This is a genomic window from Nostoc sp. UIC 10607, from assembly GCF_047228265.1.
Taxonomy (GTDB): Bacteria; Cyanobacteriota; Cyanobacteriia; order Cyanobacteriales; family Nostocaceae; genus Nostoc; species Nostoc foliaceum_A.
The window spans coordinates 189,569-212,676 of sequence record NZ_JBIQNW010000003.1 but is presented as its reverse complement, the minus strand read 5'-3'; the positions used below and the strand labels follow the sequence as shown (position 1 = coordinate 212,676).

Genomic DNA, 23,108 nt, shown 5'->3' with positions numbered 1-23,108 from the left:
TTAATCGGCGATAATGGTGACTCGTCCTTGTGAGCCGTAGCCAACTTCACTTATATAAAGGTTGGGGTCGTGAAGTTCGGCGATGATGTTTTGTACTGACTGTTTAGCGTCAAGTCTGGGGCTTAGGTCGATCGCACGAGTAAACACCTTTGGCCATTCCCATCTCAGAGTTTTGGTTAATCCAAATAAACCAGCGCCGATCGCACCGAAGTTGACTTTGTACTCTAAGCCGAAGGCTCCATCAAGATGAGCTACTGTGCAGAAACAACTACGTCCATGTTTTGCGGCTTCGTTTAGAGAGGGTTTAAGGTGTTTCGCCATCAAAAATACGTGCTTGACGATCGCCTTTTCTGATTCGTTATAAGAAATACTTCCGGTGTGATTTCCCACAAACATTGGATGTAAGTGGATGAAGGCCCCAATCGTTCCGCAGTGAGATGCGATCGCTTGCAATTGTTGTTGAAGATGTTCTTCACTCAAGTTTGCTAAGGTGACGCGGGTTACTCCTGTAGGTAAAGGCGCTTGTTGGGCGATGAGCGATTGGGGGAAGCTGATAACTACTACTTTCCAGCCTTTCTCAATTAGGGATTCAGTTAATTTGTAAGTGGTGAGGGAACCATCATCAGTGATTAAACCGATGTGTCCCTCTGGTAATGTGAAATCCAAGTAATCGGGCTGTGGTAGACTTCTGAGTTTGACGAGATGGCGCTGGATATTATGCTCTAGTTCATGTTCTAATTGGGGTGGCTGCTGTTGGACAAACTCAGGTTCAGACTTTTTTTTTTCACCTCCAGCCAACTGCTGTAGGTAATCAACTATTTGACCGATGGTGCGGAGGTCTCCGAGTTCTTCGATATTTGGTTTGGGTAAGTTGGGGTACGTTTCTTGCATCGCCCCTAAGATTTCTACCCGTTTGATGGAGTCAATACCCAAGTCGGCTTCCATGTCCATTTCCAGTTCCAGCATCTCCACTGGATAACCGGTTTTATCGCTGGTGATGGCTAACAGGGTTTCACCTAAGTTTGCAAATTCATCACTTGTAGCGGGTTCTGGTTCTGGAGTGAATGCGACAACTACGCTTACTTCCGGTGCAGTGACTACCTCAACTACTGGTGCAGCCTCTACTGGAATCTCGGTTGCTGGTTGCACTTCGGGAACTGCAATTTCTACCGAAACACCTTTGGAAGCGTGGGATTGCAGATACTCTACAACTTGACCGATGGTGCGTTTTTCTGACAGTTCTTCTAAATTTGGCTTGGGTAGGTTGGGGTACATTTCTTGTAGCGCCCCCAAGATTTCCACCCGTTTGATGGAGTCAATCCCTAAATCAGCCTCCATGTCCATGTCCATTTCCAGCATCTCGACTGGGTAGCCGGTCTTATCGCTGGTGATGGCTAAGAGGTTTTTATCCAAGTCAACAATATCGATGGTTGCGTTAGATACAGGTGCAGCAGTTATGGGTGCTGGTTCTGCAACAACTTCCTTGACTGGAGGTGAGCTAATTTTAACTACAACCTCAGCTTGAGGTTCTTCTACTACTGGGACAGGTGGCGCGACTACAGGCTCTACTGTCTCGACAGTGGCAAAATGGGGAGTGGGAAGTGGAGAGTAAGAAGTTTCAACTACAGGCTCTACAGCAGCCGGGAGAGGTGCTTGGGTAACATTTAAGCCATTTTTAGCTACAGGCTCAGTTACAGGCAAAGGTTGGCTTTCTACTATCTTGGTAGTAACGGGTACGGGTGCATCAGTAACAGTTGTTTCTGTGGTGAATGAAGTGAAATGATGTTTTACCTCATTTAATTTCTCTGTTAGTTGGGTTGCTCCCTCACCTGAGATGATTTGAGAATACTCTTGCTGGATGAGTTGGAAAAAGCTCTTAGTATATTCCAGCTGCTCTTGGAGATATTGCTCATGGATGCGTAGAGTTTCACCTTGTTGGGAGTGAAACTGCATCATGCTACGCTCTAAGCTTTCCATGACAACTAGCTTCATTTTGGCAGTTTCGGCTGTTGATTTACTTTCACTCAACAAGGAATTCTGCTGCTGCATCAGTTGGAAAAACGCTTTGGCGTATTCCATTTGATGGTTGAGATAAGTACCGTGAACTTGTAAATTCTCGGCTTGATTTTCCTGGAACTGTGTCAGGAGATATTCTAAACTTGCTAAAAGTTGTTCGTAATTTGTAAGTTTTTCTGGTGTTGGTTGCATCTTAGATTCCTGGGCTGGTTGTGACAGGGTAACAGGATTCATCTGTTGCTCTGGCTGGGTGATGATATTAGCAGTCACACCGTTCATTGCTGGGGTAAGTTTTTTATGTCCGTTAGTTTCTATCACTGCTACAGGTGGAGTTACACCGGGGCTGCTAAATAAAGGAGCTACAGTTTCAGAAGATTCGGGAGTGGGTAATGTGACTTTATGCCCATCCTGTAAAGCTAGAGCGAAGGCATTTTTCGTTTTTTCGGATCTGTAGTTGATGCCGTTTAGACGTACATTTAATGTCTTCTTCGTCTCAATTGGCGGGATAGTTTGGGGAAGTTGGTAAGGATCGAGGTTATTCAAAGCCATACCAATTACCCGCAACTGCACAACTGCTTCTCGCAAAGAGCGATCGCTATTCTTTTGAGTGCTGGGGTTTAAAGATACGGTAATATGAGGGCGATCGCCAAGAATCTCTTTCACTAAGTTGGTAAGAATTCTCCGAGGCCCAAATTCCACAAAGCAAGTACCACCCGCCGCATAGATATTTTCAATTTCCTGCTTGAACAGCACTGAGTTTGAAAGGTGCGTTTCCAGAATCTTTTGAATACCTTGGGCTTCTTTGGGATACTGCTTACTGGTGACGTTGCTGTAAACAGGGATTTTGGGACTTTGGAACTTGACAGACTTGGTAGCGATCGCAAAGGATTTCTGAGCAAAGGCGATTAGCGGTGTATGGAACGCTGCTGAAACAGGTAACAATACAGCCGTATATCCTTTCTCGTGTAAAGCTTCTTTGACTCTCGCTATTTCTGCGGTAGGCCCAGCCAAGACAAATTGAGTCGGAGAATTTTGATTAGCGATCGCAACTTGGGGAAAATGTCTCAGCACTGCTTCCACTTTGCTGATGTCTTCTTTGACAGCCAACATACTTCCCGCATCATGATCTGGGTCTTCGGGTGCAGCCATTGCTTGACCCCTAGCTTTCACTAGAAACAGGTAATCTTCAGTACTCAAAACCCCCGCAGCCCATAGCGCTGTTAGTTCACCAAAGCTATGACCCGCCACAAAATCTGACTTGAACCCAGCTTGTTGCAGTATGCTGTACATCCCTGCACTCAACACCCCAATGGCTGGTTGAGCATATTCTGTGCGTTGCAAGGCAGCAATTTGGACATTTTTTTCTGCCTCTCCAAACACAGGATGAGGAAAAACTATTTCTGACAAGGGCTGCAAATTATCTTTGAGCAACAGGCTATCCATGTAGCCATGAAGACGGCGCATCAAAGGAAAATTCATCACCAGTTCGCGTCCCATCTCCAGGTATTGCGAACCTTGACCAGAAAATAGAGAGACAACTTTTCCGCCCAACTCCATACCAGAGGAGCGGTAATAAATCCCTTGGGGATGCTCCCAAGATGCTGCTGAACCTTTGAGTTTCAGCCAGTCAATGCTAGTTTGCAGAAACTTGCAAGCTTCTTCCAGATTTTCAGCGACAAACCCAAATCTGGGAGCAGAGAGGGGAATCTGTTGTGATTTGCACTCATTGACTAATTGTGCGTAGTATGAAGTTGCTTCAGGCGATACTCCTGCGGAGTCACTTCGTGAACGCAACTTACCTAAAATCTCTTCTGACTTGCTCAACAATTGCTCTACTGTGGGAGCAAACAACAGCACTTCACTAGCATCACTGTGCAAGCGGTAAGCGGCGCTTTGGTCGGCTTCATATTCTTCCAAAACAACGTGATAGTTGGTTCCGCCAAATCCAAAGGAACTGACACCTGCGCGTCTTGGTGCTTCGCCCTCTGGACGAATCCAAGGTCTGGTTTGGGTATTCAAATAAAAGGATGAATTTTTAATGTTGAGTTTGGGGTTCGGCTCGGTGATGTTAATTGTGGGCGGTAATACTTTGTGATGTAAAGCCAAAGCAGTTTTAATCAAACTCGCCGCACCCGCAGCCGCTTTTGTGTGTCCGATTTGTGATTTCACACTACCCAAAGCGATGTGCTGCTTTTTGTCATCATATACATCAAAGAAGTCTTTTAAAGAACCGAATTCTGTCGGATCTCCAGCCATTGTACCAGTGCCATGTGCTTCCATCAAACCAACAGTAGCGGGAGAGAAGCCGGCATCTTCATAAGCACGTTCCAAGGCTTTAACTTGACCTTCTTTGCGCGGAGCATAAATGCTCTTGTAACGCCCATCGCTGGAAGTACCAATACCTTTAATTACGGCATATATTTTATCGTTGTCCCGTTCAGCATCTTCTAACCGTTTCAGGACAATCATCCCGATACCTTCACCCAGCATCATTCCATCAGATTTAGCATCGAAAGGTTTGACATTTTCACTGGGAGAAACAGCCGGTGTTTTGCTGAATGAAATGTAAGCCATGATGGTGTTGTCGGTATCAACGCCACCAGTCAGCATCATGTCAGAACGATGCTCAACTAGTTCGCTAATCGCCATTTTTAAAGCACCAAAGGAACTAGCGCAAGCAGCGTCAACTACACAATTCATCCCGCCAAAATTTAGGCGATTGGCAATTCTACCCGCGACTACGTTAGCTAACATTCCAGGGAAAGCGTTCTCATCCCATTTCACGTAAGCACTTTTGATTTTATCAACGATTTTTTGCGTATCTTCGTCAGATAAACCACTGCTTTTAAGCGCTTTTTCCCAAATCGGATATTCCAATCTTGCAGAAAGTGGCATTCCTAATTGCTTGGCCATCGCCACGCCTAAGATTACCCCAACCATCTCGCGGTTAAACTCACGTTTTTCGCCATAACCTGCATCTTCCATCGCTTCTTTCGCAACTACTAAACTTAATAGTTGCGATACATCTGTGACTTCCAAAATGCTGGGTGGTATGCCGAATTCCATCGGGTTAAAATCTACCTCTGGAAGAAACCCGCCTCTTTTACAATAGGTTTTATCTTCAGTAGTTCTAGGATTGGGATCGTAATAATCTTCGACGCTCCAATGTGTGGAAGGAACATCAGTAATACAGTCAATTTTGTTTACTATATTTTGCCAGTATTCCCGCAAATTTCTGGCTTGAGGTAATAGAGAAGCCATCCCAACGATGGCGATAGGATTGTGTTGTAATTGTCTGTTAATTTTGTTGATTGACACTGATTTATCTGGTTTCATTTTTTTTCCCTCGATAGACTTAATTACAGCCTGTTCACAATTATTGACAAGGCTCTCTAACTCCGCTAAGGCAGTATCAATTGAATAAGCAGACATAGGGCATAGTGAGTACTGTGGATTGTGTAGCTACAGTAATTTCTGTTGCCTACTAATAATGAAAAACTCTGGTTTTGTAAGCAGTTAGCTATTTTATCTCCGCTAAATGCTTGTTTCCAAATCGACACCACACGACACATACTGCCAGGGTAAAGCCTTATGTTTCCAGGCGACTTTGGCATACTGCGTAGGCGTAGCCCGTCGTAGACATCGCGAAAAAATGTTATCTAACGCTAGACTCTTGATATTGTGGCAATAGGTCGATGACGTTGTTAAAACTGGTAAAATAGTCTTGGAGTGTAATAGCTGCTTGACCAGTGAATTCAATGCATTTGTAATAGTAGAGATTTTGAGCAATGGTATCCCACTGGAACGATGAAAATTGAGGAGTAGCTAAAGGAACAGAAACGCTTTTATCACCCGGAACCGTTTGATTATCTAGCCTGACCACTGCAACATACCTGTTGTTAATGACAAAATTCTGTATCTTGATAAATGTCATAGCCAGTTTCAACGTCCGGGATAATATATCTTATGGGATTTGACCCAGGAAAGTTGATAAGTTCGTTACAGAAGAGACACCACCTTTAATCCGAGTTTATGCAAGTTTAAAAAGTAATTAAACGATCATAAGGTGAGGAATAAGCAGTTATCTTTAGTTATTTTTAATTTTAAAATTCAAATTAAATAACTAGGTTGCTTAACTGCTTTTAAGCATTGAATTAATAAAAACAATAGCACACTTTATAGAAACTAAATCATTCCTTTAAAGTTATTTTATAAATAAACTTCCATTCTTCCTGTTGTGAATTTTGAATAAAATTCAGCATAAAAGTATAATTTATGACTATATAAATGTGTGAGATATTTTGTTATCTACGGGTTAGCCAAAAATTTGTGCTGGATTAAGTTATCAATGCAAATGTGTTGTCTAGTAAGTAACAATTCCATGAATACATAAATAAATTGAATAACCATAAGTATGTTTTCTCAGAGAAACATGATAATTGAGTCAAAGTTTGTGGTTATTTTTCAATATAAGTCAAGTTAAAACGCAAAGTGGTTATTTATAAAGCAAATATTAATTTTTAGTATGTTGCTTGATAAACATAATCATGATTACATCATTTCAAAGAGCGTTTAAGTACGCTATGGCAATGGAATTCGCGGAGTTTACGGGCACATAAACATAGACGCTTTCAGCGAACCCGCAGGGTAGTCCGCGGAGGCGGACTAAGAAAAATTGGGTGTTTGAAACCCACGAACCTAAGAGGATGTTTGAAAAGTCCTCTTGTCGGTATCAAATAGTTTTATATCTCCCTAAATCCCCCTTAAAAAGGGGGACTTTGATTCCGGTTCCCCCCTTTTTTAGGGGAGCGACTGGCGTGGGTTAGGGGGGAGCTAAAAGTGCCTAAAGTCACAGCGAAACACTTTTCAAACAACCCATAACCCCCTTTCCGACGCGGGAAGGGGGAAAATTCAAAGTCTCTCTCTTTTTAGGAGAGAGGTTTTCTAGATACCGTAAAAAATCAGATGCAGGTGGGTAAAACCTCGTGTAGACGTAGTTTCTGACCGCCCTTTAATTACTATGAAGAAAGCTGATAAGAATGTCTTATACTACACAACCTTAATAGCAACAATCTGTTAGTAATATCAAATCTGCTTGATAATTAACCATCTATTGGAATTTAATTAGCGGATGAGTGATTAGTGATGAGTAAATTTATTAAGTCTCTAATCTTACTTTGATAAAATATTGTAGTGATAGAATCAGAACTTATGCAAAGTTAATCCGTTGACAAAAATCAATTTTAATGGCATTGTTAATAACAAGTTTCTTCCAAATTTGATTTATTTTTTACTAGCGCTTCATAGTTTTTGAAAGTTAAGTTTTTCGGTTAGTGCTATTGTATTTTACGCTACTGGATTAAATGTAAACATAGGATATAACTTAGGAAGCTTTGAAGTAACACCACCATTAATTTTCACGCCACAATAGTGAGTTTGGGCGGCAAAAGCGTACAACAATTCATATAAAACCAATTTAGACGCATCCACTTTATTAAGGTAGAAACCCTAGAGGGCAAGTCCTCTTGGTAATTTGCGGATGAGTCTATATCTAATCGACTAAATAATAACCAGGCTATCCCCTAGAAAACAGAATTGGAATGAAAATATGGCAGTAAATAAAGAAAGCCGATTATTCACAAAACCCGTAGGGCGATCGCAAGTAATTTTAGCAGCTTCTCTCACTTTGGCGGCGGGATTAATAGCTTTTTATAGTTTGGTACCACTTTGGTCTAAACCTAAAGTTGAGACACCGCCAGCAAATCCTCCCAAGGCTGTCGCTCCTGCGAAAGTTGCTGTGACTGCTTTAGGACGTTTGCAGCCAGAAGGTGAAGTTACTTCATTGAATGCTCCTAATTCAAATAATGGGGTGCGAGTAGAAAGACTGTTGGTGAAAGAAGGCGATGCGGTAAAAGCAGGGCAATTACTGGCATATCTAGAAAATTATGGTCGTTCTAGAACAGCTTTACAACAGGCTTTAGACCAACTGCAAGTTGCCAAAGCTAAACTAGCGCAGGTCAAATCTGGAGCTAAAACCGGAGATATCGATGCTCAAAAGGCAGCGATCGCACGTTTAGAGCCACAATATAAAGGGGATGTTGCTACCCAAGAAGCGACAATCGCCCGCATCCAGGCTGAGGTAGACAATGCTCAAGCCGAAAATGATCGCTATCAGCAATTATATAAACAAGGTGCGATCGCGGCTTCTGTAGCAGATACCAAAGCTTTACAACTCAAGACTACACAACAGCAACTTACAGAAGCCCAAGCGACTCTCAAGCGGACTCAAGACACATTCCAAGAACAACGCAAGCAAGCACAAGCACAACTCACCAGTATTAGCGAAGTGCGTAGTGTAGATGTTCAGGTAGCACAAACCGAAGTCAACAGTGCAACAACTTCTGTTCAACAAGCAAAAGCCGACTTGGATTTAAGTTACATCAAATCTCCCATAAATGGCAAAATTTTGAAAATTCACGCCAAAACCGGAGAAGTAATCAGCACCAGCACAGGATTTGCTGAGATAGGTAAGACATCTCAAATGTATGTGATTGCAGAGGTGTATCAAACCGATGTTCAAAAAGTGCGTGTAGGACAAAAAGCTACCATTACCAGCACTGCATTTACTGGAACATTACAGGGAACTGTGAAAGAGATTGGTTGGCAAGTTGACAAGCAAAGCATCTTCAGCCTCAACCCTGGTTCAGATACAGACCGCCGAATAATTGAAGTGAAAATCTCCATCGATAATCCCGCAGATAGTCAACGGGTGGCTCGTTTAACTAACTTACAGGTGGATGTCGCCATTCAGATTTAGTAATTGGTCATTAGTCATTTGTGAATGACAAATGACAAATAACAACTAAGAAATAAATTCATGATTTTCAAAATTCCTTTAGCATGGCTACAGCTAGCCCAGCAAAAAGTTCGTTTACTAGTAGCTGTAGCCGGGATTGGTTTTATTGTGCTGCTAATGTTTGTGCAACTTGGTTTTCAAGATGCTCTCTATTCAAGTGCAACGGCAGTACATCAGAATCTCAAAGGAGATTTATTTTTAGTTAGTTCGCAATATAAATCTTTGACCTCAAATCAAAGTTTTTCGCGGACTCGTTTGTACCAATCCCTGGGGTTTGATGGCGTAGAGTCAGTTAGCCCCATGTATTTGCAATTTGCCAAATTGAAAAATCCGGCAACTGGTGAGAAATATTCAATATACGTTATTGGTTTCGATCCAGGCAGACCTGTGATGAACATCCCAGAAGTTGAGAAAAATTTAGATAAACTCAAAACTCCCGATGTCATGCTTTTTGACAGGAGTTCTCGCCCAGAATTTGGCCCAATAGCTGAAAAATTTAATGCGGGAGAGACTGCACAAACAATTGAAATATTTCCCTTTAATTCATTAATCGGCTATAGAGTCAGAATTGGTGGCTTATTCAGCTTGGGGCCTTCCTTTGGGGTAGATGGAAATTTGCTTGTCAGTGACTCAACTTTCTTAAGGATAAATCCTAATACTCGTCCGGCAGATATGATAGATATCGGTTTGATTTCCCTCAAACCTGGTACTAATGCAGAAACAGTACTGAAAAATTTGCAAGCAAGTTTGCCTAATGATGTCCAAGTTTTTACACGTCAAGGCTTCATTGATTTTGAAAAAAGATATTGGGCTGTCAGAACACCCATTGGTTTTATTCTTAACTTGATGTTGACAATGGCTGCGGTTGTTGGTGTAGTTATTGTTTATCAAATTCTTTACAGTAATATTGCAACGCAGTTCGTTGCTTATGCCACTTTAAAAGCTATAGGTTATGCCAATAGTTACTTATTAAATGTGGTATTCCAGCAAGCTTTAATTTTGGCAATTTTAGGTTACATCCCAGGATTTATAACTTCTGTTTTGTTGTATAGCTTTGCAGCAGAAGCAACTAAATTACCAATAGTTATGACAAATAATAATGCACTAATTGTCTTAACCTCAACAGTATTAATGTGCATAACATCAGGAGCGCTTGCTATCAACAAACTCCGCTCCGCAGATCCAGGAGATATTTTCTAGCTATTATTACCAGCAAAATAATCAAATTATTTTGCCTTGATATAGACTCATAACTAAACATTGGTGCAGCCTCTCCACAGAAAAATTGCTCTTTATACCCATTTTAGATTTTAGGTTAAAAGTCTTTACCCAAATTTCAATTTGGTATAACTTTGAAGTCTTTGATCTAACAACTCAAATTCACCTATTTAACAATAAACCCAAATTTATGAACCTCAAAAACAAAACCCTCCTAATTACTGGGATTGATCAACTTGTCGGTTTGCGTACAGCCGAGTTGGCTATAGCTCAAGGAATGAATGTTCGTGGATTGCAAAGTTCTACGGAAAAGAACAAACAATTACAGAATTTAGGTGTTGAAGTAATTATTGGTAGTATCACCGATTCTACTATTGCTCAAAAGGCTTGCCAGGGAGTAGATATTGTTTTACATGCAGATCAAATTGCCGAAGAAGCTGGCGCAATTAACCATTTTCGTGATGTCAATGTTGGCGGTACTGTCAACATAGCTAAAGCCGCTAAACAGGCTGGTATCAAAACATTTGTGCATCTATCCAGCGTGATGGTCTACGGTTTCAACTATCCTAATGGTGTTACAGAATCCGGGCCACTCTCTGGCGAAAATAATCCCTATTGTCAAACAAAAATAGAAGCCGAAACAGCGCTCTTAGAACTGAATAATCCCCCAGATTTTGGCATTATCATTATTCGAGCCGGAGATGTTTACGGCCCAGGAAGTATCCCCTGGATAGTCAGACCAATTCTGATGATGCGTCAAAAATTATTTGCCTGTGCCAATGATGGTAAAGGAGTAATGAATCATGTATATATTGACAACCTGATTGATGGCATCTTTCTAGCGATAGAAAAAGAAACCTATGGTGAAATATTTAATATCACCGACGGCCAAGAAACTTCCTGGAAAGAGTATTTTATGCGTTTAGCAGCAATGGAAGGTTTACAAGCACCTCTTTCATTACCAAAAGATGAAATCAAGTTGTTTCTAAAGCTACGCGTTCAAGGACAAAAACTTTTTCGCAAAAAAGTTGATATTCTACCAGAGTCTATAGATTTTATGACTCGTCCTTATGCTTGTTCCATTGCCAAAGCACAAAGCCTGTTAAATTATAAACCAACAATTGACCTAGAAGAAGGAATGCAGCGAACACATGAATGGCTGCAAAAAACAGATATCCAAAGCTTGATGAAATAGACCACAGATTTTTTAGAACCATTGTAATGAGTTGGAGTTGGGAGTTGGGAGTTAGATATGAAGTATCAAAATATTCTGGCTTCTGGATTTTGAATTATTACGTTGCATCTGCCTAACAATTATCTGCAATTAAGCATAAAATAATCCACAGATTTTCCGAATACTTGTTTTATATGAGTAGCAATCAGCCACGATTGAGCATCGGATTACCTGTATATAATGGTGAAAAATTTATCAAAGAAGCCATAGATTCACTCTTGGCTCAGACCTTTGAAGATTTTGAGCTAATTATTTCAGATAATGCATCTACAGATAAAACTGAAGAAATTTGTAGAGCATACGCCGAACAAGACCAACGTATCTGTTACTACCGCAATGACAAGAATATCGGTTGCGCCCGTAACTTTAATCGCGTCTTTAAATTGTCTTCGGGTGAGTACTTTAAGTGGGCAGCCTATGATGATCTACATGCTCCAGATTTTATCAAGAAGTGTGTTGAGGTGCTTGATCAAGACCCTAGCATAATCTTGTGTCACTCCCATACATATTTCATTGATGAACAGGGGAATTTCCTCCAAAACTACGATATCAAACTCAAGGCAGATGCACTAAAACCACACAAACGTTTTCACGAATTGCTGACCAAACATTTGTGTTATCAATGTTACGGAGTAATTCGCGCCAGCGCCCTGAGAATGGTACCGCCTATGGGTGGTTACGGTAATGCAGATGGAATTCTCTTGTTAAGGCTTGGTCTTCTTGGTAGGTTTTATGAAATCCCTGAATACCTATTTTTTGCCAGAAGTCATCCGCAACAATCAATGAGTATGTTCTTTCCGAATTACTTGTTGTTTTCTGACAAAAATCAAAAACCATTATTGAGTATGCTGCCTGATTTTTATGCATATGCAGTGTGGTTTGATTCAGCAAATAAAGGACAAATTTTGTTCCCACATTGGAGAATAATCTGGGAGTATATACTTTCCATATGGCGTAGTCATCTAAGTCTGTATGAGCGTCTTTGTTGCCATATAAGTCTCCAACAGCAGCTAAAAGGGACAGAATATCTTTTACTGAAAGATTTGCTGAGAGTGCTGCAATTAATTTGGAAAAGTTGGCAAGTTGCATTAGTTAAAAAAACAGCAAGTAAGACTTTGAACGAATCACTTCAGAAATAGAAGCTGTGTTTTCCAGCTTCTTCTCAATCCCAAAATCACTTATTTTTCACTACAAAATTATGCTGAAACTTTCTCAAATATCTCATGTTTTGCTTGCTACTTTAGTAAGCATCAGCTTTGCTAAAACAGTTAATGCAGAGCCAAGTGCAACACTTAGTGTTGTGGTAAATGGAATACAACACCAAAAAGGTGAGATTTGCTTCAGAGTTTACGCAAGTGAAAAAGGATTTCCGATGAGTAATACTAGTGAAGCTCAAAGTGGCTGTGCTAAGATTACTGGCAATTCTGTAAAAAAAGAATTTTCCGGTTTGAAGCCTGGAACTTATGCTGTCGCCGTAGTTGACGATCAAAATGGCGATCGCAAACTCAATAAAGATTTTTTCGGTATTCCTCAAGAAGGTTTTGGGATTTCCAAAAATCCAACTGTGTCTATACAAACAGGTACACCAAAGTTTCGTGATGCCAGTTTTGTTGTAAACAAAAATACAACTGTCAACATTATCATGAAATATTCGCTGGATTCGTAAAGTGAACAGGGGACAGGTAATAGACTATTCCCTGTCACCTGTTCCCTGTCACCTCTCCCCTAATGACCAATTCTTCTGAATTACGGTTTAGATCACACCTACATATAAACAAGCCAATATTCTACCGGAGACTAAAAATTTAATGGAAGATTTGGCGATATTTCTGTCTAAGTCTTTGATGGGTTGGCTGGTTATTCAGGTGTGTTTAACGCTTGTTTTTATATGGTATCTGCGCTCATCCAAAAAAAACTTATTGCCAGATGACCAGTTGCCCAAAACCGCAGTGATTCTTTGCCTACGCGGAGCCGATCCGTTTTTGCCTAGATGTTTGCGATCGCTCCTAAATCAAAACTATCCACAGTATGATTTAAAGTTGATCGTTGATAGTCACGAAGATCCCGCTTGGAAAATTGCCAGTGAAACTATCACAGAGCAAGAAGCGACCAATGTTCAAATCAGCCCTTTGAGAATAGTACGCAACAATTGTAGTCTCAAATGCAGTTCTTTAATCCAAGCTGTTCGTGAGTTGGATGATTCTTACAAGGTGGTTGCCTTAGTAGATGCTGATACTATAGTCCATGGGAATTGGCTACGAGAATTAGTCAGTCCTCTAAGAGATGCCAAAGTTGGAGCGACAACAGGTAATCGTTGGTACGTACCGACAGGTAAGTATTGGGGATCGTTAGTACGCTACGCCGGCAATGTATCCACAGTAGTGCAAATGTTTCTCTTCCAAATTCCTTGGGGTGGGACTTTGGCTGTGAAAACAGAAGTGCTTCGCCAAACAGAACTGCTAGATAAGTGGGGACAAGCTTTAGGCGAAGATTTTATGATGCATGACATCCTCAAAAAACATGGGTTGCAGGTAAAGTTTGTGCCTTCGCTGCTGATAGTAAATCGTGAAGAGACTGATTTATTTAACTTAATAGACTATCTCAAGCGCCTCATTCTTTTTTCTCGACTGTATCACCCACGTTGGTTAGCTTTAGTTAGTGAAGCTGTTTCTAGTATTTTGTTTCCTACTACAGTCATCATCTTAGTTCTTGAATCGTTGTTACAGGCAAAATGGGAAGCTGCGGCTCTGTTGTTAGGCTGCTATGGAGTCTATACTGTCGGGTTACTCTTGATAATGCTCGTGTTGGAATTAGAGATACAGCGAGTGGTTCGCTCTAATGACCAAGCGATCGCAAAATTATCAGCTGCTACAATCATCAAAATGTTGATTGCGATTCCGCTAACGCAGTGGGTTTATGGGTTAGCGATGTTATCATCCTTGTGGATATCAACAGTCACCTGGCGCGGTGTCGCTTATCGGGTTCAAGGGCCCTGGAATGTCCGGTTAGTGGAATATCGCCCTTATCAATGGTTGGATCAGCCTATTGATAGCAAGGTTTCTCTTTGAAATGAATCGCTAGATATGAACTAGGGCATGAAAGTTATTACACTAAACATTCCCTAGTCTTCAAATTATATTATCTTATATTTAGTAGAACTATATTAGCTATAACCCTTGCCAGAATACACGCTTTTTCTTGTTGATTAACAAAATGTATTTGCATTAATGGCAAGGGTTTAGACAAGTATATTAAGGGGAATTTTGACTTAGTATTTTGGATGTTTTGATAGTTTGAATCTCGGTTTATAAACATCCGCTTCACAATCGACAATTTCGGCTAACTGAAAATGCGTAAATCCTTAGTCTAACTGTATTAGTGGGAATTTCTGAGCGAAATAATCAGGATGTTCATGAAACATTTGCTGCGTAAATCCTAAATTCAAAACCAGCATTTTCGTGAAATATTCCCCTTTATTATGACTAAGAAAGCACTTCGCATTGCATTATTTACAGGGTTGTATGCTCCTTTCTTAACTGGAGTTTCTGTTGCAGTTCACCAACGGGTTCGTTGGTTGCTAGAGCAGGGACATGAGGTTTTTTTAATCCATCCGCAAATCAACGATCGCTATCCTAAAAATGTAGGCGATCGCCCCATGCCAGGTTTAGAGGAAATTCAGTCTTTCCCTAATTTCTCTGCTTACGCATTCCCCACACAACCACTGTTATTCTACAAGTCTCTTCCTCAACCATTGAACTATCGTCATTGGAGTGATACCAAGTTGCTGGAGAAATTCCAGCCTGACATTATCGTGGTTGAAGAAGCAGCCCAAATGAGAGGTTTATACTCATTTTTCTTGCAAGGTTATGGTCGTCCAATTGGCACCGAATACGGAAGACGAACAGGTACCCCAACAATATCACTCTTCCATACAGATATCGTTGCATATATCAAATATTACTTTGGGGATAAATTCTTTAGCTTAGTTCGTCCGATCATTCCTGCTTTAGTTAAGCAATTTAGTGAGTCTTATGACTTCAATTACTTTTCTTCTAAAGAACAACTCACTAAATACGAAGAGCTGAAATGCCAACGGGCTGAATATGTTGCTTATCAAGGCATCGATTGCGAAAAATTTCACCCGCGAAACATTTGTTACAACCCCATTCCTAACGATAACCGACCAACTCTCTTGTTTGTCGGACGCATCACTCCTGAAAAGAATGTCAATCAACTGCTCGATATATTTCCACTCATCGCTGCCAAAATCCCTGATGTCCATCTGGTGATTGTTGGTAGTGGCCCGCTAGATGAGGAGATTCGGGAGCGTGCTAAAAAGTTTGGATCGGGTGTTACTGTATGGGGTGAGTCTCATGGTACAGAACTTTTAGGTTGGTTTGCCAGAGCGGATGTCTTTGTCAACCCCTCCGTGACCGAAAACTTCTGCACTACAAATAACGAAGCGTTAGCCTCTGGAACCCCTCTGGTTGCGGTTATTGCACCCTCAACCTCAGAACAGGTGTTTCCTGGTCGTAACGGCTTTCTTGCCCAACCCAACAACCCCATTGACTTCGCCCAAAGGGTAATTACGATTCTGGAAAATCCCGATTTGAAAGCAGATATGACTCGGCACGCTCGCCCTTCTATACTCGACTTTGATTGGTCGGCATGTATGCAAAAATTTGAAGACAAACTCTACCAAATCGTTGAGGGATCACAGAAGGTGGAGGCAAGTACAGGCAGTATAAGACGATAACGATAACAAACGCGATCGCTACTATAGTACTAGCGATCGCTAGCACTGCAATTTAGATGCATTGACTTGTAACTAAGTTGCATCGACTCGCACCTTTAATGCATCAACCTGCAATTTAGATGCATTGACTTGTAACTAAGTTGCATCGACTTGCACCTTGAATGCATCGACCTGCAACTTAGATGCATCTGCTTGCAACTTTGTTGTATCTAAGTTGCAAAAATGAGCTTACCCTTTCTTTAACCTTATTTTATCTAAAAACCTCATCTTACTGATAGCTTTAGGGTTGTAATGGGTACATTGAATGTATACATTACAACCGTATGCTGATATGCCTACCCAAGATACAACACGCCGTTTGCGCCCTCAATTAATTAGTGAAGATGTTAATTCATGGCACGGCTTGCAAACCATCGGCACTTATGAAACGAACCGTGCTGATGCATCTGCTGCCAAATTACAGCAAGCTTATCAAGCTATGTTGACCCAGCAACAAGCCGAAACCGAGAAATTAGCTTTGTACCGTGCTGCGGCTGATGCTGCGCGATTAGCAGAATGGGAATTTCACAATGCGGTTTTAGCGATGAAAGAAGTTGTACGTGGGCAATATGGATTAAATAGCGATCAAGCCCAAGCGGTAGGATTGAAGAAAAAATCAGACTACAAGCGTCCCAGCCGCAAAAAGTTAGTCGCATCATGAGCTAGGAAAAATTAACACATTGTACAATGTGCGATCGCTCTATATCTTTATACACATAACCAAGACAGCTTGATGCTTCGAGTTTGACCAAGGTTTTTTGTCCAATAGTGCGATCGCATAGCCCGTCGTAGACATCGGATTAAAATGAAACCAGAGTTCAATAGCTGGGATAACAATGGAAGTTTTTCAACTGACGACAATTGCTGATGCATCGGGACATTTGCATCTTGATATCCCAACACAGCTAGCGCCTGGACAGGTAAATATTGTGGTTGTTCTGAATTCTTGGGTAAAGTAAAGACGCGATGAATCGCGTCTCTACAAATGGTCTATTTGTCGCATTCTTTTTTCAAATTGGTATTACAATGCCATTGCATCGACTTGCAAAAATTAATCCACTCTAGTAAGTTGTGCGATAAAACTTACTTACAATTTGGTCTAGCTGGTTTTAATACCCCGCCACCCGTGCAAAATAGGCATAGTAAACAATCCCCACGCCAAACCCGTAATTAACCCAAAAGGCGTAACCAGATAATTATTAAAACTCCACAAACCTAACACTTGCGCTGCTAATTCTAAAGGATAAGCCATCATCAGCACACTGGCGATCGCTACACCACTCCAGCCATACTGACTTAACCAGTAAAATCCTTTACCACCAGTTACTCCATACAGCAGACGAGTAATCAGCAAACCCGTTACAGTGCCGTAGCAGCGCATACACACAGCCATAATAAACGGTGGTGCTAAATCTAACCCCATATCTGGTTGCGGACAAACATGATTACCCATGAAATAAATGATGTCCGCAATCCCAGGAAGCAAAGGCACTCCAGACGCAGCCAGAAAGGGAGCCACTGGTGGGCCAAAAACCATCCCCACCAGCATGAAATCAGCAATGAAGCTGACCCAATTAACTTGCAACTCTTCACTGAAAGCTACTCTTGTCATCTCCCTTTCTCTGCGCCCTCTGAGTCTACGTTTTCTTAACCTACCTTATTAACATAAGGGCTTGTCAACTTATCCAACTGCTGAATCAACAGACTGAGGAACAATCCTACATCTGTTACTACACCCACCGATTCTACAGAGCCGCGATCGCTTAACTTAGTTACCACAGCTGGATTAATATCCACACACACCATCTTCACACCAGCCGGAGTCATATTCCCCACGCCAATGGAATGCAGCATCGATGACAGCATCAAAATCATCTCCGCACCTTCTAGATGTTTGGCATATTCCTCCTGTGCTTTAATCAAATCCATTACGGTATCAGGTAAAGGCCCGTCATCCCGAATCGATCCCGCTAGCACAAAAGGTACATTATTGTGGACACATTCATACATCACGCCACTTTTAATTGCCCCCGCTTCCACAGCTTTAGGAATGCTGCCATAACGGCGGATACTATTAATTACCTTCAGGTGATGGCGGTGTCCACCACGGACGGCGACACCCCGCTTCATGTCTACACCCAAAGAAGTGCCCATGATATTTTGCTCGATGTCGTGAACTGCGATCGCATTCCCACCCAGCAGCGCTTGCACGTATCCTTCTCGAACCAGTTGCGCTAGGTGTTCGCCGCCACCAGTGTGAATCACTACGGGGCCAGCCGTGACAACTACCTTACCGCCAGCATCACGGATTTTACGTAATTCCCAAGCCACTTGTTCAACGACTAATTCCACGCGCCGTTCGCTGGAAACGCCCGCCGACATGAAGCTGAATTCTTGGGTGCTGCGGAGTTCGCGCGATTCAGTTTTGCGGATGGTACGGATACCTAACACATCTACAATTACCTGTTCGCCAACTTCTAAGTCGCGGAGTATTTTACACCGAGCGACTAAGCCAGAGGGAGTTTGAGTAATTGCGATCGCGCCATCCATCCGTTGATTTTCTACCTTTACCCACTGACCATTAATTCGGACTTCGGTGGGATAAATTGTACTGACGTAGAAATCATCGGGCGCAACACCATTTTGGATTACTGGTTCTAGTTTGGCATCTCGCTCATCTTGGGGTAAATCGACTGCACCCAAATCAATCAACATTGAGATGATTTCTTCCATCACCTCATGAGATGGTGCTGATACCCTCACTTCGGCTGCTGAAGTACTTTGCCGTTGTTCTCCCAAGTTGAAATTCAGGACTTGGAAACTTCCCCCGGCATCTATAATCAAATCCAAGGCGCGGTTAATTAAGCCAGCATCTAGCAAATGTCCTTCCATGCGAATGATACGGCTTTCTACCGATACATTGGCATGAATTTCATCTCTAACTGGCTCTGTCACCCGCAAAGTTAAGCATTTAGCCGCACCACCAGCTTTGAGAAATTCCGTCAGTGGTGTTTCCAGTACTTGGAAACCTACATCTGCAAGGCGGGTTTTCAAAGCTTCACTCGCCTTGTTCATGATGACGATGTTATCCACATTCACCGCATTACAAGCGAAGTTGACTGCATCGGCTTCAGCAAGGGCGATTCGCTTTTCGGGTGCGACTCGCATTTCAATTAAGCGGTTGGAGTAAGAATCAAAAGCGCCTGGATAGTATAGCAAATAGCCATTTGCTAGGGGACAAAAGCAGGTATCCAGGTGATAGAAACGTTCATCGATGAGTCGCAGGGAGAGAACCTCAATATCCAGCCATTTAGCTAGATAAGGGTGAGAATCTAATTCCGAGCGAAAACCGTATCCCGCCCATAACCAGCGTCCTTCCCGATCCAGGAGTGCGTCCCCTGCTCCCTCAAAGGGCAAATCTTTAGGAAGTTCATTGACTGTATAACCATTTTCCTCAAACCATTGTTTGAAGAAAGGCTCCTCTCCCTGACGCTCTTTATGTAAAAAGCGACTGAGGACGACAGTATCGCCTAGTACTAAGCCAGCGTTGGCGGTAAAAACCAAATCAGGCCAACCTTTTTCCGGTGATACTAAGTCTACAATGGCGTGTTGTTTAAGAATCTCGTGTAGTCCCTGCCACTGTTCCACGGCGCGATCGCGCGATGATTTGTGAATATTCCCTTCCATCCAAGGATTAATCACATAGTCCACGTCGTAGTGGTCAGGAGGACACATTAAAAAGCGAATCCGGGAAGTCATAAAAATCTTACAAGCGTTTTATATGCTACAAGCTTACTTGGAATACAGATTTTCGTTCTTTTTACACTTAGTCAAATCTGCTACTAAATCTCTATCTTTTGATAGTTGAAGGCTTTACAAAGGCTTCGTTATTAATTCTATTACTGGAAGAAGGCAATAACTACAGAAGGTGGCAAAATGACCTCTAACTGGCGGGACTGAGTGTTTCAGTAGTGCTGAGTAAGGAAAGGGGTGGAGGGCAGAGGTGAAACCCTATGCTTAAAAGCACTTGTGCTGGAACAAAGACACATTATTGTACACTTTCTACTCAACAAAAATTTTCTTTTCCTGAGTAGACGCGATCGCAACTATCAGAACAATCAGCCACTTCAGCCATGAATCAGAAGTACTTGGGCTACGGAGCGATCGCTAGCTTAGTCTACTCGATAAACCAGACTCAGAATCTTCCACTGTTGCAAAATTGGTGTTTAAACAAACGTTAATGTAACTTTAGCTTCAATCTTACTCCACGGTCTACTTAAGCAACTTTATAAAAACTTTATCAAATCTTTTTATTTTTAACACAAGTATTTTACATCTCGATTAATTTATACTATACGATGACAGATAAACAATTGCATTTAATATGGGATTTTGTTGCTAAAAACTGCAAAATTTTTGAGGCTCATTCTGTGGACATAGAATACTATTAGCTCAAATATTTATAGACAGTTTTATCCTGATTAACTGTTAAGCTTTGAGAGATATCCAGGTGTTTATTGGCTAGCTTATACCTGTTATACTAAACACAAATAGTTAGGAAAACAGCAATAAAAAAATTCACTTTTGCTATTAATTTTATAACTGAATGATATGAGTTAAGTTCTAAGTACTAATTCACATGTTACTTAGAATAAATTTATATAGTAATGACCAATTCCAATTTACTGGTGTTTAATTTGTAGATTATATAACTCCTAATTTTTATCTCTTAGCATATTCGGAGATATTAATTTACTTTTGCCATTAGCAACTGGCTCTTAAACATTTATGAATTGCCTTTTAAAAATGTGGATACAAATATTTTCCTCCAGTAATTCATATTTATCACATTGGGTGACAACATCTACAATTTGCAATCTCTGGGTTAATCTGAAACTGAATCTGGTACTTAATCAGCATCAAATAGTTTTGACATTTTGCAATACGTCTTAGAGTAGCATTGAAAGCCAAATGTCTGCGAAGAGATCATTCTAGCGATCATCAAAATAAAATTTTACCACAGCTTATTAAGGTTTTAAGGAGATTGAAAACTGCATGCAAAAGCAATTGTCACAGAACTGGTTTATTTCTAAATCTTGGTTGCGTTTTTTAACCATTATTTTATTAGTAGTAGGTGTATTTTTTCGGTTTGTCAATCTTGACAAAAAACTTTATTGGGGTGATGAAATTTTTTCATCATTACGCATATCTGGGTATATGCAGACAGAAATGAATCAGCAGTTAAGTGATGGTCGTTTGATTAGCGTAGAAGATTTGCATAAATACCAGTATCCCAATCCTGAAAAAAACACAATTGATGCAATTAAAGGGATTATTTTAGAAGACTCACAGATTTTGCCACTATACATTGTGATGAACCGATTTTGGGTACAGTGGTTTGGCAATTCTATAGCAGTAACCAGAAGTTTTTCGGCATTTATTAGTCTGCTCACCTTTCCTTGTATTTATTGGCTATGCAAAGAATTATTTGAGTCTTCCCTAATAGGGTGCATGGCTATCGCATTGGTAGCCGTTTCACCTATTCATGTTGTGTATGCACAGGAAGTACGAGCATACAGTTTATGGATAGTAACTATCTTAATTTCGAGCGTAGCACTGCTGAGAGCCATGCGCCTTAAAACAAAGCTTAGTTGGTGCATTTATACAGCAACATTATCATTGGGATTTTATACTCATATATTTTTTAGCTTGGTTGCTTTTTCACAGGGAATTTATGTAGTTGCAATCGAACGCTTCCGATTGACTAAAACATCGATTTCTTACCTGATTTCATCACTGGCGGGGTTTATAACTTTCGTACCCTGGATTTGGATTATTATTAGTAACCCTCAATCTGAAGCAGTGACTTGGGCCAATGTTAAACAAACATTATTTGAATCAGTTACAAGGTGGGCTGGTATCTTTAGTCGTGCCTTTCTTGATTTAGGTGTTAGCCCTAGCGATCCGGGAACAATTAAGTTTGCCTTGACTCCTTTTATTTTAATTATTTTAGCTTTAATGCTCTACTCAATTTATTTTCTTTGGCGAAAAACCTCTAAAAAAGTTTGGTTATTTGTATTAACCTTGATTGGCTCTGTAGGGCTTCCTCTATTGATAGTGGATTTTGTCTTGCAAAAGCGATACGCTACTAGCCGATATACGCTTCCTTCTGTTTTGGGTATACAGTTAGCTGTTGCTTATCTATTGACCACTAAAATTACATCTATTTCTCCTAAAATTTGGCGAAAAAAGCTCTGGTCACTTGTAGTATTCATGGTAATTATAGGCGGAATAATATCTTGTGCTGTCAGTTCTCAAGCCCAGATGTGGTGGAACAAATTTCCGGAAAAATACCAAGAATTTCCCCAAATTGCTAACATTGTTAGTCAAGGCAAAAAACCGCTTTTAATTAGTGATGATAGCATCATTGTACCAATACAACTTCTTAGTCACTTAGTTGATCCAAAAGTACGATTTCAAATTGTAGAGAAAAAACATTTACCAGAGGTTACTAGTGGTTTTACTGACATATTTTTGTTCAATCCCTCTGATTTCTTAAAAGCTGGAATTGAGAAAATTTATAACTCAAAGTTACGGAAAATAAACGGCTTTCTCTGGAAAATATAGCAGTTACTGCATAGATGATGAGGGGAAAGGGAACCCCATATTTAAAAATAGGGGTTTCAAGTATGGATGCTGATTTTATCGCACTGCGTGCCTCAAAAATCTTCTTTTTTGTTTTCCATATTTCAAAATACTTGCTCTATACCGCATGGGGGAAAGAATCTTGGTTTTCTTCCTTTACCCCTTTCCCCCTTCTCGATAACAAAATCCACCAAAACTAAACCTATAGGCGTATGTAACGGTTGGGAGGCTAGAATACGGAACCTAAAATCAGACAGTTGACATTTGAATATTGCTCGTAGGTTAAAAATTAATGTCAATTAGCCTAAGAAGTGGCACAATTAGAGCCAAAATATACTTTAATA

At 40.9% G+C, this 23,108-nt stretch carries 15 protein-coding genes; 11 read left to right on the top strand and 4 right to left on the bottom strand.

The window, feature by feature from the left end; all coding sequences use genetic code 11:
• Complete coding sequence (locus tag ACEYW6_RS04380; RefSeq protein ID WP_412978765.1) at positions 1-5,448, bottom strand: beta-ketoacyl synthase N-terminal-like domain-containing protein; 5,448 nt, start codon at positions 5,446-5,448, stop codon at positions 1-3.
• Between the two features lie 223 nt (positions 5,449-5,671).
• Positions 5,672-5,950: a hypothetical protein gene (locus ACEYW6_RS04375; protein ID WP_412978764.1), complete on the bottom strand. Its 279-nt coding sequence runs from the start codon at positions 5,948-5,950 to the stop codon at positions 5,672-5,674.
• A 1,674-nt stretch (positions 5,951-7,624) separates the two neighbouring features.
• On the opposite strand from ACEYW6_RS04375, the gene ACEYW6_RS04370 reads away from it, so the two are divergent.
• The 9 genes from ACEYW6_RS04370 (at position 7,625) to ACEYW6_RS04330 (ending at position 17,078) form a co-directional block, all read left to right on the top strand.
• The gene (locus tag ACEYW6_RS04370; RefSeq protein ID WP_412978763.1) at positions 7,625-8,833 is read left to right on the top strand and encodes an ABC exporter membrane fusion protein; all 1,209 of its coding nucleotides are present in this window, start codon (positions 7,625-7,627) and stop codon (positions 8,831-8,833) included.
• Positions 8,834-8,893: 60 nt separating this feature from the next.
• Positions 8,894-10,072: an ABC transporter permease DevC gene (gene devC, locus ACEYW6_RS04365; RefSeq protein WP_412978762.1), complete on the top strand. Its 1,179-nt coding sequence runs from the start codon at positions 8,894-8,896 to the stop codon at positions 10,070-10,072.
• A 208-nt stretch (positions 10,073-10,280) separates the two neighbouring features.
• Positions 10,281-11,285, top strand: a complete 1,005-nt coding sequence (locus ACEYW6_RS04360; RefSeq protein WP_412978761.1) for an NAD-dependent epimerase/dehydratase family protein — start codon at positions 10,281-10,283, stop codon at positions 11,283-11,285.
• Between the two features lie 173 nt (positions 11,286-11,458).
• On the top strand, positions 11,459-12,463 hold the full coding sequence (locus ACEYW6_RS04355) for a glycosyltransferase family 2 protein (RefSeq protein ID WP_412978760.1): 1,005 nt from the start codon (positions 11,459-11,461) through the stop codon (positions 12,461-12,463).
• A 59-nt stretch (positions 12,464-12,522) separates the two neighbouring features.
• Positions 12,523-12,990, top strand: coding sequence for a DUF2141 domain-containing protein (locus ACEYW6_RS04350; RefSeq protein ID WP_412978759.1), 468 nt, complete (start codon positions 12,523-12,525; stop codon positions 12,988-12,990).
• A gap of 142 nt (positions 12,991-13,132) precedes the next feature.
• Positions 13,133-14,392, top strand: a complete 1,260-nt coding sequence (locus ACEYW6_RS04345; protein WP_412978758.1) for a glycosyltransferase — start codon at positions 13,133-13,135, stop codon at positions 14,390-14,392.
• 410 nt (positions 14,393-14,802) lie between these two features.
• Positions 14,803-16,080, top strand: coding sequence for a glycosyltransferase (locus ACEYW6_RS04340; RefSeq protein WP_412978757.1), 1,278 nt, complete (start codon positions 14,803-14,805; stop codon positions 16,078-16,080).
• 331 nt (positions 16,081-16,411) lie between these two features.
• Positions 16,412-16,780 (top strand): hypothetical protein, encoded by a 369-nt coding sequence (locus tag ACEYW6_RS04335; RefSeq protein ID WP_412978838.1) that lies wholly within the window; start codon positions 16,412-16,414, stop codon positions 16,778-16,780.
• Positions 16,781-16,955: 175 nt separating this feature from the next.
• The gene (locus ACEYW6_RS04330; protein WP_412978756.1) at positions 16,956-17,078 is read left to right on the top strand and encodes a hypothetical protein; all 123 of its coding nucleotides are present in this window, start codon (positions 16,956-16,958) and stop codon (positions 17,076-17,078) included.
• A 140-nt stretch (positions 17,079-17,218) separates the two neighbouring features.
• Here ACEYW6_RS04330 and ACEYW6_RS04325 read toward each other — a convergent pair whose 3' ends face one another.
• Together ACEYW6_RS04325 and ACEYW6_RS04320 are read right to left on the bottom strand one after the other, a co-directional pair.
• Complete coding sequence (locus ACEYW6_RS04325; protein WP_412978755.1) at positions 17,219-17,731, bottom strand: DUF2085 domain-containing protein; 513 nt, start codon at positions 17,729-17,731, stop codon at positions 17,219-17,221.
• Positions 17,732-17,766: 35 nt separating this feature from the next.
• Entirely contained in the window at positions 17,767-19,878 is a 2,112-nt protein-coding gene (locus ACEYW6_RS04320) for a bifunctional arginine dihydrolase/ornithine cyclodeaminase (RefSeq protein WP_412978754.1), read from the bottom strand.
• A 1,296-nt stretch (positions 19,879-21,174) separates the two neighbouring features.
• On the opposite strand from ACEYW6_RS04320, the gene ACEYW6_RS04315 reads away from it, so the two are divergent.
• Positions 21,175-22,746: a glycosyltransferase family 39 protein gene (locus tag ACEYW6_RS04315; RefSeq protein ID WP_412978753.1), complete on the top strand. Its 1,572-nt coding sequence runs from the start codon at positions 21,175-21,177 to the stop codon at positions 22,744-22,746.
• 62 nt (positions 22,747-22,808) lie between these two features.
• A complete protein-coding gene (locus ACEYW6_RS04310) occupies positions 22,809-22,964 on the top strand; it encodes a hypothetical protein (RefSeq protein WP_412978752.1) in 156 nt (51 codons plus the stop codon).
• The last annotated feature ends 144 nt before the right edge of the window (positions 22,965-23,108 follow it).